Annotated in this window: 8 protein-coding genes and 1 pseudogene; all 9 read left to right on the forward strand. The window is 60.8% G+C overall.

The window, feature by feature from the left end; genetic code table 11:
• Positions 1–11: 11 nt before the first annotated feature.
• The 9 genes and pseudogenes from ACYSM9_RS09755 (at position 12) to ACYSM9_RS09795 (ending at position 12,092) form a co-directional block, all read left to right on the forward strand.
• Positions 12–659, forward strand: a complete 648-nt coding sequence (locus tag ACYSM9_RS09755) for a bifunctional 4-hydroxy-2-oxoglutarate aldolase/2-dehydro-3-deoxy-phosphogluconate aldolase (RefSeq protein ID WP_268003009.1) — start codon at positions 12–14, stop codon at positions 657–659.
• Positions 656–1,270 carry an AAA family ATPase gene (locus ACYSM9_RS09760; protein ID WP_461856766.1) on the forward strand — a complete coding sequence of 205 codons (615 nt, stop codon included), beginning with the start codon at positions 656–658 and terminating at the stop codon, positions 1,268–1,270. The genes ACYSM9_RS09755 and ACYSM9_RS09760 overlap by 4 nt, the downstream gene beginning before the upstream one ends.
• Before the next feature lie 277 nt (positions 1,271–1,547).
• A complete protein-coding gene (locus ACYSM9_RS09765) occupies positions 1,548–2,963 on the forward strand; it encodes an MFS transporter (protein ID WP_461856767.1) in 1,416 nt (471 codons plus the stop codon).
• A 183-nt stretch (positions 2,964–3,146) separates the two neighbouring features.
• Complete coding sequence (locus ACYSM9_RS09770) at positions 3,147–3,959, forward strand: sugar phosphate isomerase/epimerase family protein (RefSeq protein WP_461856801.1); 813 nt, start codon at positions 3,147–3,149, stop codon at positions 3,957–3,959.
• Positions 3,960–4,131: 172 nt separating this feature from the next.
• Complete coding sequence (locus tag ACYSM9_RS09775) at positions 4,132–4,923, forward strand: SDR family NAD(P)-dependent oxidoreductase (protein WP_461856768.1); 792 nt, start codon at positions 4,132–4,134, stop codon at positions 4,921–4,923.
• Positions 4,924–5,369: 446 nt separating this feature from the next.
• Complete coding sequence (locus ACYSM9_RS09780) at positions 5,370–6,182, forward strand: DeoR/GlpR family DNA-binding transcription regulator (protein ID WP_461856769.1); 813 nt, start codon at positions 5,370–5,372, stop codon at positions 6,180–6,182.
• Positions 6,183–8,257: 2,075 nt separating this feature from the next.
• Entirely contained in the window at positions 8,258–9,766 is a 1,509-nt protein-coding gene (locus ACYSM9_RS09785) for a glycoside hydrolase family 32 protein (protein ID WP_461856770.1), read from the forward strand.
• Positions 9,766–10,762 (forward strand): annotated as a pseudogene (locus ACYSM9_RS09790) (aldo/keto reductase family protein). Before ACYSM9_RS09785 ends, ACYSM9_RS09790 begins: the two are co-directional and overlap by 1 nt.
• Positions 10,763–11,021: 259 nt before the next feature.
• Complete coding sequence (locus ACYSM9_RS09795) at positions 11,022–12,092, forward strand: LacI family DNA-binding transcriptional regulator (protein WP_461856771.1); 1,071 nt, start codon at positions 11,022–11,024, stop codon at positions 12,090–12,092.
• Positions 12,093–12,145: the final 53 nt, after the last annotated feature.

The raw sequence follows: 12,145 nt of genomic DNA on the forward strand, positions 1-12,145 counted from the left end.
GAGAGGCCATCATGTATAGGAAACTTCGCACCCTGCAAACCATCGAGGAATCGGGCGCCGTGCTTATCGTGCGACTGGAAAACGCCGACGTCGCAGAACGCGTGGCGGAGGCGGCGATCGCCGGAGGCTTCCGCGCCCTGGAAATCACGCTCTCGATCCCGGGCGCCGTTGAGGTGATCAGCCAACTTTCGACCAAGTACAGGACCGATGGAGTAGCGGTCGGAGCCGGAACGGTTCTGGATGAACACTCAGCCTACGAATGCATCCGGGCCGGCGCCGATTTCCTGGTCAGTCCCCAGTTGAATCCGGCAATGATCCGCACCGCCAACCGATACCAGATACCGACCATCAGCGGCGCCTACACACCCACTGAGCTTGTCAACACGGCGGAGGCAGGCGCTGACATTCTCAAACTCTTCCCCACCGAGGCCGGCGGCATCCCCTACGCCAAGTCGGTACTCGCCCCGCTTGCACACCTGCCCATCATGCCGGCCGGCGGCGTCACGGTAGAGAACGTCGGCGAATGGTTTGCCGCCGGCGTGGCCGGTGTCGGCGTCGGAAGCTATGTGACCAAGGCATGGCAGCCGGACGGCGACTTCTCCCGCGTCACCGAAGCCGCAAAAGAGTTCCTCTCAGCGGTAGCAAAGGCACGCCAATGACAGCTCCGCAAGTCTTCATCGTCATTGGCCCTGCCGGCTCGGGAAAGACAACGACTGCCCAGCAAACAGCAAAAGAGCATGGGGCTGCATACCTGGACAAGGACAGGGTCAGTGGCCGCTTCGTCGAATTTGCTCTCACCGCGGCCGGGCACGACCCCACCGACCGCGAGTCCAACGACTTCTACCGCGACAACTTGCTGCCCCTTGAGTACGAGACCCTCATGGATGTGGCAGGGATAAACCTGCGCCTCGGTCGATCCGTAGTCCTCGACGCTCCCTTTGGAGCCTATTTCCGGGAACCCGACTACCTACGCCGCGTGGCAGAAGAATTCCAATGGCCATCGCCGAAGATCACCGTGATACGGGTCCGGGTCCCCCGAGACGTTCTACGTACCCGGCTCGCCCTGCGGGGCCTTGACCGGGACCAATGGAAGCTTGCGCATTGGGACGAGTACTGGGCCTCCTACGGCAGCTTGGACTGCACATGGTCAGGCGTCACATTCCTGGATCTCAATAACGAAAAGTCCCTGCCGGTTCAGCCAGAACCCTTGCAGGCCACACGCTCGGTTGATCCCCCACCCCCACCGCTCACTGCCCGTGAGGGTTTCTGACCCAGCTATTTGCAACCCAGAAAATACCGTTGACAGGACTGTCCAGTCTCCGTATTGTTGCTTGCAACCGATCTCAGCAACCGATCTCATTCGTGAGGTTTACTGCAACCGATCTCAGGGAAAGACGCCCGGACCAGCTTCTTTCCCACAGCAAGTCAGGCAACGCCTACGCGTTTCGACGGCCGGGCTACGGCCGGACGAAACCGGGACCCATTCAGAGTGGTCCGCGCAAATTCCATTACCCCTCCGCAGCAAACGTGAAAATATGGAGAGTTCAATGAAGACCTCAAAAGAAGCCATCGGCAGTCCGCACCCTACGGGGCTTTCCGAAGCGCCGGGGCGCCCTCGCCGCAACGTCAATATGGTGGCGGGCACGATCGGCCACTTCGTGGAGTGGTACGACTGGTACATCTATGGGCTGCTCGCAGCAGTGTTCTCAACCCAGATATTTCCCAGCGAATCCCCGTTCGCATCCCTCATCGCAGCACTGCTCACCTACGCGGTCGGGTTTGTTGTGCGCCCGCTCAGCGGAGTCATCATCTCTCCGCTGGCTGACCGTTTCGGCCGACGGCGTATCCTCACACTGTCCATCTCCGGCATGGCGATGGGTGCGCTGATCATCGGCCTCACCCCTTCATTTGCGACCATCGGCTATGCAGCACCGATCCTCTTCCTGGTGGCACGCATTCTCCAGGGAATTTCCGCCGGCAGCGAGGCACAGAGCGCCATCGCCTTCATGGTCGAACACGCTCCCGCAAACCGGAGGGGCCTGTTCGGTTCCTTCTCCAACACTGCCAGCGGCCTGGCGACTCTCGCAGCGACCGGCGCCGCAGCAATGGTGACGTCAGCCTTTGCCCCGGCCGACCTCGCCGCGTGGGGTTGGCGCATCCCATTCATCGCAGGCGGCATCCTCGGCGTCGTCGGCCTCATCTTGAGGGCCCGGGCAGAAGAGACCCCCGAGTTTGAAGCAACTGCCCTCGTCGATCAAAAGTCCGCAGCAGCCCGCCTGATGGACCTGCTCCGCGAACACCCCAAGGCACTGCTGCAGGCAGCAGCACTCTCTGCCCCGGCCGTGGCCTACTACACCTGGGCCACCTTCCTTCCCACCTACGCCAAGCTGACCAGCGGCCGGGACCTGGCCTCCACCCTGACGGGGAACGTTATCGGGCTGGCCCTGCTCGTTGTCATCGTGCCGGTCTGCGGTGCACTCTCTGATCGACTCGGCCGACGCAAAATCTTCCCCATCGTCGGAGCCATCGGCATGATCGTCCTCTTCTACCCTCTGCTCCTTCTGCTGAACCAGCCAGGCTTCGGCGTCTACGTCCTGGTATCGGCCTCCGGTTGGGTGGTTCTCGCTATCTGGCAGGCCGTCTACCCGACCATCCAAGCCGAACTGTTCCCGGCCGCGGTCCGGGTATCTGGCATCGGGTTCGCCCACCAAATCGTGATCGCAGTCTTCGGCGGCACCGCGCCATTGATCGCCGCTGCATTCGTCGGCGCCGGCCAACCCATGTTGGTCGCGGTCTACATGATCGTTGTTGTTGCCCTCTGCCTTATCGTCTACTTCACCCTCCCGGAAACCGGCAGCCGGGCCGGACGCGCCACCGTGGCACTGGCCGACGCCGAGGTACTCGAAGGCGAACACCTCCTGCTGGGCACTTCGTCGGCCACCGAGGGCAAGCGTTCCCGCTAGCCACGCTTGTCCCTGGGACGCTGCGGCGGCTCGATCGGGCCGAGCGGGTCTACCCCGCTGGCCCGGTCGAGCCGCCCGGCGCGTTTCGATCCCTTCCGCAGGATAGACACCCACGGCGCGTTGTAAGCGGAACACTTCTTCTCCAGAGTCGAAGAGCAGAAAGGATGCCTTCAAGTGAGCCAAATGATTATCAATACTTTCTCCTACCTATGGTCTGCTACGGCGATCGATGCGATAGCTGAATTGGTCGACCACGGGTATGAAACCTTCGAAGTCCCGATCAGCTCACCGCATTGCTGGCCGGATGACATGTCCTACCAGGAGCGTTCGGCGACTCATGCCAGGCTCAAAGAATACGGCGCCAAAATCAGGTCGCTGAACGCCGGCGGGTATGACATCAATCTGGCCAGCCCGGGCGCCAATATGCGACGCAAAAGCATCGAGCACATCAAAGCGGTGATCAACCTGGCCGCAGCCTGGGATGTCCCCGACGTCGTGATATCCCCCGGTACACGGCGCCCCATGATCTCACCGTCACTCGAAAAGACCTACGGGTGGATGTACGAGAGTCTGGAGAATCTCATCCCGCTGGCCAAGCAGGCCGGCACCCGACTACTTTTCGAAAACACCCCCTACTGCTACACCCCTACCATCGAGGACCTGGCAGGCGTCGTCAGCACCATCAACGACGAAGCGGTGAAGATCGTGTACGACGTCGCCAACGCTGCCTACATCCGAGAAGACCCTGTAGAAAGTCTGCGCTCCCACCACCACGCAATAGGACTGGTGCATATATCCGATACGGGCACCGAAACCTGGGGCCATGATCCAATCGGCACTGGAATGATCGACTGGCGTGGACTGGGTAAGGCCGTCAAGGAAACATGTGGAGTCGATAACGTAGTCCTTGAGATCATCCGGGAAGAAAACCCTGTACAGGAATTCAAGAAAGCAATGCAGGACCTCAAAAATCAAGGCTGGGAACTGGAAAGCTGACTTCCCGCATCGCGAATAGCGTTGCGCCCCGAGTAGGTTTTATTTAGATATGCAGGCGGGTTCCAGGTCGGAGTGAACTGCAAAGCGACGCAAGTTTGCAGCCTCTGGCTGCCGATCAAAACCCGCAGCCAACAATGACCCCTGTAAGACCCAGTTGAAAGGAACGTGTGCAATGAGAGCACTCGTCAGTGGCGGAACGAGCGGCATAGGCGCAGCTGCATGCGTGAGAATCGCGGAGGCGGCTCTAGCAAGAGGCGAGCACCCAATGATTGCAGTGGCTGGACAGGAAGCCAACAGCAGCCAAGAACAAGTCGTTCGGTCAATCCAGACAATGGGCGGCACCGCCATCGCATTGGCAGGCGACCTCGGTGATCCCAATGTTCCAAGCCAACTGGTGGAAGCTGCGGCAACCAAATTCGGTGGCCTCGACACGTTGATAGCCAACGCCGGAATCGCCAACCCTGGCGCCATCTGTGACGTGTCCCTCGAAGACTGGGACAACATGTTCTCCGTCAACCTCCGAGGCGCCTGGCTTCTAGCCAAAGCAAGCTACCCGCACTTGAAGCAGAGCCGCGGTGCCGCTTGTTTCACCTCTTCAATGTCCGGCCAGCAGCCGCACGCCGGATCTGGCGCTTACAGCCCCAGCAAGGCCGCGTTAACGATGCTGGCCCAAACACTCGCATTGGAATGGGCGCCTGACGGAATCCGCGTAAATGTGGTCTCCCCCGGCATGACCCACACACGCATGACCGAAAAAATGTATGAAGACCCTCAAATCAAAAAGGCAAGGGAAGATATTATCCCGCTGGCAAGAATTGGCGAACCCATGGACATTGCCAACGTGATCGAATTTCTTGTCAGCCCGCTTTCTGGTTATGTCACCGGACAAGACATCTGTGTCGACGGCGGCTTCTCCAAGTCTATTCTCAGCCACATTCCTGGTCGACCCAGCTCCAAATCCTGAAGCCCCGGCTGTGCCGGCACCCCCGAAAGTGGCGCAGCCGTCGCCCCAATGCGGCAGCCCCACCACCGGCGACGCCATACCCAGGCGATGCCGTGACCGGCAGTAGCGGGCAGAGGACGGTAGCGCTCGGGACGATCCCGCTCGGCCGGCCCAGCGGTGACGGCGCCCGCCGCCGTACCGCCCGGGAAGCTGACGGTAGCAGGCCTTGCCCGACGAGTCCCTACTGCCACACCGGTCTCACTAAGTGCGGTGATCCAGCCCGGCGACGACCCTAGAGCCCGTCCGATAAGACGCAAGTGCTTCAGGTAAGAGTCTTCTGGGCGTGTCGCGCCCTCAGTTGCTCTCGGATCCCCAGTGGTCGCTGATCGGAGCTACCGCCACAGCCGACGCGTCGGAAAGTCCGCAGCAGCCCTCAATAGGAGAGCGCCCCACAAAAGGACCCCAACGTGAATCAAGCGGCCAGACCACTTATCCCGGAGCAGCGCCGTCAGGAAATTCTGCGGCTACTGCGGCGAGAAGGCATACTCAGCATCCGTAGCCTCACCGATTACATGAGCGTTTCCCATATGACCGTCCGACGCGATATCACTGCCTTGGAAAATTCAGGACAAGTCGTCTCCGTACAGGGCGGAGCCCGTCTCGCAGAACGGACAGGCAATGCCTTTCCCGGGGAGCGGGAGTTCACTGCCCAACTCGAATTGCCCCGCAAGCAGGCCATTGCACAACTCGCCGCCCGGTTCGTTGAGGACGACATGGTGATCTTCCTGGACGCCGGCACCACCTGCCAGTCGGTGGTAAATTACCTCGGCGCGCGCAAGAATCTCACGGTCGTCACCAACAACTTTCACGTCGTGACCAGCTTCTACGCCCACCCGCACGTCCAGGTCATTCACACCGGGGGCGCCGTAGATCCATCCAGCGGTTCCAGCGAGGGACGCATCGCAGCCGACACAATCAAAGGCGTCAATATCGACTTGTCCTTCCTCAGCACCGGAACCTGGAACATGCAGCGAGGGGTCACAACCCCATCAATGGACAAAGTGGAAGTCAAACTCGCCGCCCTCCAAGCCTCCACCTCCTCATTTCTTCTGGGCGACAGCACCGAGTTTGGAACGGTCTCAAAATTCCGCGTCGCCGCAATTGGGAAACTGGATGCAGTCGTCACTGACGAACAGCTCTCCCAGGAAATACAGGAGAATATCCGCGATCTCGGTGTTGCAGTCCATGCGGCTTGCCTGAGCAAGCGCAGCTTTCTGTAGGCGCGACCCTTCGAATCGAGGTTATCCAGATAAATCACACCCGACCCGGCGTCAGTCAGGTTGGGGTGCCACAGTCAGACTTGAGTCCAATTCGGACTTCTTGGGTACGGACTTCGAGACGACTTATGTTCCAAACTGGAACTCTTACGCGTCTGGCAAGCAGGCACGGCGGTTACGTGACGAGTGCCGTCCGCAGTCTGGGCAAGCCCTTCCGCAGCACCGCCGTTGCAACCTTGCCGGCAGGGTGATTCCCTGATTGCTCCCGGTCTCGCAATTTGCAAGTCAAACCAGTTGCCCCGAGATGACCCCGTTCTGAAAGCGACGGCTAACTCTTATAGATCCCCCCACGGCGGCCTCTAAAGGCGAAGAACCAACACGAAGCCGCAAGTAGCCGCGCTCGGCCACGACGCAAATATGCACGTTCCAACCTTCTAGCTGGCAGTAAGGTCGCCACCAATGGTCGACGTCGCATCCAGGACAATCGGTGCCGATGTGAGTAGTGGCTGTGGCTCCCCGGGGGCGGAGGTTCTGGGCAGCACCTCTCGGATGGCGTCCAGCGCCAGGAGCCCCAATGAAGCGGCATCCGGCACCCGCCCACAAAAGCACACGTAAGTGTGGACAGTGTCCACACCCTCTTTGACAGCACAAATGTCGGCGCATTGCCGCCTCGGGCCGTCCTGAACCTGCTTCTACAAAAACCCTAGGTCGAGGTCGTAGCAGTCATGTCGTTCCCACTCCCCCGGCTACATGAGTAGGTGTAGGCCACCCGGGTCTACCCAATAGAACCGGAACGAGGAACCTCAAGAACCCAGTCACAGCAGGCGGAAGGCCCACCAGCCAGGGACCTGAACCGCCACCCCACACACGTGCATAGGCTCCGCGGCAGCCAGGCCAAAGCCCGCGAACCATCCGTCAGAGACGCCTCAGCGCAAGCTTTGTCAACACATAAAAGCAAAATCGCCTCTGACGAGGGACTATGCCGTGCCCGAGGTGGGACTCGAACCGTCTTCCAGCCCCTGGAAACACTGGGAACCCGCGAAAACGTGCAGAATCCGAAGCAGTCCGAAGACAGTAAGACGCGCTCCAGAGCCGAGAGTGTGGACAATGTCCACACTCTTTCTTTTGGCTTGTGACACCCTGCTGAGGCTGACGGAATCACCATTTTGAAACTTCAAGCAATCCGTGTGCTAAAAGTCGGCATGTTCCTGCTGCCGCCGATGGGTTTTCGCGCCAAGGTTCCTTGCCAAAGAGGACTTAGCTGGAGACCAGTTCCGGCTTGCTGATCGTGCAGTGACAGGGATGTATGCTTTAGCGTTCAGGTTGAGTGCTTCTTAGGCCCCGAAGGCGCCAGGTTGCTGGTCGCCAACTGACGCAGGCGCCACCGGCGGAATTCGATGTCGTCTTGGCCGCGGCTCCTGGGGGCGTTTCGTGTCCAGTCAGCGCCGAAAGTGATGGATGACCCACGAAGCATCAAGAGACTCATTGACACCGATCAAGTAACGCGGGTAACTTAGATCACGATCGAAGGTAACGCGAGTTACCGGGGATCCCACGACAATCCACGACTAGCGTCAATCGTCCAGTTCAACGGAGACTTCTGGAGCATCAATGGCGGAGAACGCCTACTTAAGCCGGGCCCCGAATCATTCAGGCCTAACGTTGCCAGGAAGCTGCTGCTACACGTGGGGGTTGAGGACCCCTCGTAGACGCGGGTCCTGGTAAACAAGCACCCGGGAGTCCCTCCGCCTTTATAGCAGGACAGCCGACCACTGCCATCCGTCAGTTGATCGGCTGTCCGCTACGAAACGCTCTTCGGTCTGACCGCGAAATCAACGTCGAAGAACACAACCCAACCCACCCCTCACCTTGCTGATGAAGACAGGAAGAGATCACTCATCATGACACAAACCAGATTCGTTCTTCAGGTCGGGCCTGGCGTTCGCCGAACGCGATGAACCCGAGAGCACCCGGCTCCTGCAACCGCAGCCCTTTCGAGATCGCGGTGCTCCCCTTACGCCAGCCCATGCTTCCACCACAGGTCCGCGGACCTCACGCACGGCCATGAAAAGAGAACAATGAACAGCGTTACCACCACCGTTGATACCTACAGGCCGGCCATGCACTTCGCCGCCAAAGACACGTGGCTCAACGATCCCAACGGGCTTGTCTTCCACGAGGGCACGTACCACCTGTACTACCAGAACAACCCCTTCGGAAACGTCCACAGCAACATGTCCTGGGGCCATGCAACCTCAACCGACCTGGTCAGTTGGAAGGAACAACCGGTAGCGATCCCCTGCGATGACGTCGAGGAAATCTACTCCGGCAGCATCGTGGTGGACGCTGACAACACCAGCGGATTCGGCGCGGACGGGAAGGCTCCGCTGGTGGCTATCTACACCAGCGCGTACAAGCCGGGCTCCCTGCATCAGGGCACCCAGGCCCAGTCCATAGCGTGGAGCACGGACGGCGGCTACACCTGGACCAAGTACGTCGGAAACCCGGTCCTGACCCGGAACTCACCCGAGTTCCGGGACCCCAAGGTCTTCCGCTATAACGGCCCCGCGGGCAGCTACTGGGTCATGGCGGCCGTGGAAGCACACGACTTTACCGTCCTGCTTTACCGCTCCAACGACCTCAGGAACTGGGAATACCTCAGCACCTTCGGTCCCGCCAACGCCACCGGCGGGATTTGGGAATGCCCGGACCTCTTTGAGCTGCCCCTGGACGAAGACGTGGCAGCAATGAAGTGGGTGCTGACGGTCAACATGAACCCCGGCGGCCCTAACGGCGGGTCCGCCGGGCAGTACTTCGTGGGAGAGTTCGACGGCGTGACGTTCCGTTCCGAAACAACCCTCACCGAGGGGATGCAGGATCCGGAGCGCGTGCCCGACTACCAGTGGCTGGACTGGGGCCGAGACTACTATGCCGCCGTCTCGTTCAGCAACGTTCCGGACGGACGGCGGCTAATGATCGGCTGGATGAACAACTGGCAGTACGCCAACCACATCCCCACCTCGCCCTGGCGCAGCCCTATGAGCCTGGTCCGGGACGTATCCCTCGTTACCGTGAACGGGCAACCACGGCTCGTGCAGAACCCTGCGCCGGAAGTAAGGGCAACGTCGAAACCCGGTCCCGTGCACCGGGTCACCGTAGACGGGCTGACACCGGTTGAGGGCGGTGCGGCAGTACAACTTATTGACGTCACCTTTTCCCCTGGTGACGCCGAGGAGTTCGGCCTACTGGCCAGAGGGTCAGCCGACGGGACGGTCGGGACACGGATCGGGATCCGGCCCCGCAGCGGGGACCTCATCGTGGACCGAACCCACTCCGGTGACACCGGCTTCCACGAAGCCTTTTCCTCCACCAGCCGCGCCCCAATTGCAGCAGCGGGGGATGGTAACTACACCTTGCAGATCTTTATCGACCACTGCTCGGTGGAAGTGTTCGCGAATGACGGGCTCGTCTGCGTGACGGAATTGATCTTCCCGGATCCAGCTCATACATCCCTCGCCCTCTACTCAACCGGCGGCACAGCCAACGCCGTGCTTCAACTCACGAACTTCGGAAAGGACGATGCCTAATGGAATACCGCAAGCTGGGATCCTCCGGCATGTACATCAGCGAAATCGCCTACGGAAACTGGGTCACCCACGGTGAGCAGATCGACCAGGCCGCTGCGACGCAATGCGTCAAGCAGGCACTGGAGTTGGGCATCACCACCTTCGACACCGCCGACGCCTATGCCGGAACCCGGGCCGAGGAAGCCTTGGGTGAGGCGCTCAAAGGAACACGCCGTGAAAGCGTGGAGATCTTTACCAAGGCCTACTTCCCTACCGGGGATGGCCGGAACGACCGTGGCCTGTCCCGCAAGCACGTCATGGAGTCCATTAACTCGTCGCTGCGCCGGCTCCAGACTGACTACGTCGACCTGTACCAGGCGCACAGATACGACTACGAGACCCCGCTGGAAGAGACCCTGCAGGCTTTTGCCGATATTGTCCGGGCGGGGAAAGCCCTATATCGGGGTGTCGGAGTGGACGACGGACGAGATACGAGCCGGTGGTGCCCTTGCCAAGGACCTCGGGGTCCAGCTCATCTCCAACCAGCCGCAGTATTCGATGCTGTGGCGCGTCATCGAGCAGGAGATCGTTCCCCTGAGCGAAGAACTGGGCATTGGCCAGATCTGCTGGTCCCCGCTCGCCCAGGGAGTACTCACCGGCAAGTACACGCCCGGCGCGGCGGCCCCGGAAGGCTCCCGCTTCCGCGGCGACCACGGCGAGCTGAAAAATGACCACCGCTTTCTCAACGAGGACATCCTCACCCGCGTCCAGAAACTGAGACCCCTGGCCGAAGAGACCGGACTGTCCATGGCAGCCTTCGCGGTCGCATGGGTGCTCCAAAACCCCAACGTCTCGGCAGCCATCGTGGGAGCATCCCGGCCCGAGCAACTCGTCGACAACGTCCAGGCCTCAGGAGTCAAACTCGACCCGGAACTGCTCCTGAGGATCGATGACATCCTCGGCCCTGTCGTCGAAAAAGACCCGGGGAAGGTCGAGTCCTTCAAAACCCGCCCCTAACGGCCGAACGTCCCGGCCGGAAGACGGCGGGGACGTCCGCGCACCAGCGGCTATTCGTCCGGAGTGCTGCCGCAGCGCCCCGGACGAAGAGCGCCGAAGCCCAACCCGCCACTGAAGAATTGTGTTGACACCTTCTAGTAACGCGGGTAACTTGGATCACAGCACGAAGTAACGCGAGTTACTTGATTGACAACACCACCACATTACATTCGCATCAGCACTGGCAACCCCAACTCAATGAAGACCCCTGGAGCATTCAATGGCGAAGACCGCCTCCCCCGACAAAGCCGGCGCCACCCGGCAGCGTGGCGTCACCATGAATGACGTAGCCAAGCATGCCGGAGTGTCCCGGACAGCCGTTTCATTCGTGCTGAACAACCGCGAAGACGCCAGCATCTCGGAGGAGACCCGGATCCGCATCGCTGACGCGGTTCAGGCCTTGGGCTACCGTCCAAATGCCGGGGCGAGGGCGCTGGCATCCCAGCGCAGCGATTGGTACGGCATCGTCACGGAGATCGTCACCGCACCCTTCGCCGTGGACATCATCAAGGGTGCCCAGGACCAGGCCTGGATTGACCGTCGATTCCTCCTGATCGCCCCGTCGGACCAGGGTGATGCGGCCGGCCCCAACCAGGGGATGGAGGATGCCGCTGTTGAGAAGCTGCTGGAGCAGCGCGTGGAAGGGCTGCTCTACGCCGCAACACACCACCGCGGTGTCCACGTGCCCCGCAGCGCGCACGAAGTACCCACGGTTCTCGTCAACTGTTTCGACCTGGACGGGAAGCTGCCCTCAATCGTCCCTGACGAACGCGCGGGCGGCCGGGCCGCCGTCGAGCGCCTCCTCAGGGCCGGCCACACCAAGATCGGTGTGATCAACCTGGACCCGCGCATCCCGGCAGCTGTCGGGCGTCTGCAGGGGGTACGGGAGGCACTGGCCGCCGCCGGCCTGGAACTTGATCCGGAGCTCGTAGTGGCAGGGTATGCAACCGCAGACGGAGGCTACGAGGCTGCCTGCCAAATCCTTGACCGGTACCCAGCCAAGGACAGGCCAACCGCACTTTTTTGCCTCAATGACCGCATGGCCATGGGCGCCTACGACGCCATCAAAGAACGTGGCCTGGCCATCCCCGGTGACATCGCCGTGATCGGCTTCGACAACCAGGAACTCATCGCGGCCTACCTCAGGCCAAAGCTGACTACTGTTGCGTTGCCGTTCGAAAAGATGGGCGCTCTGGGAGTCCAGACGCTCGCCACCCTTACAGCCGGACAGCCGATCACTGCCAATCAGCAGTTGGTCGACTGTCCGCTGTTAGAACGCTCTTCGGTCTGACCGCGAAATCAACGTCGAAGAGCAAATCCCCACCCACCCTTCACCTTGCTGAT

It is taken from the genome of Arthrobacter sp. C152, from assembly GCF_054890965.1.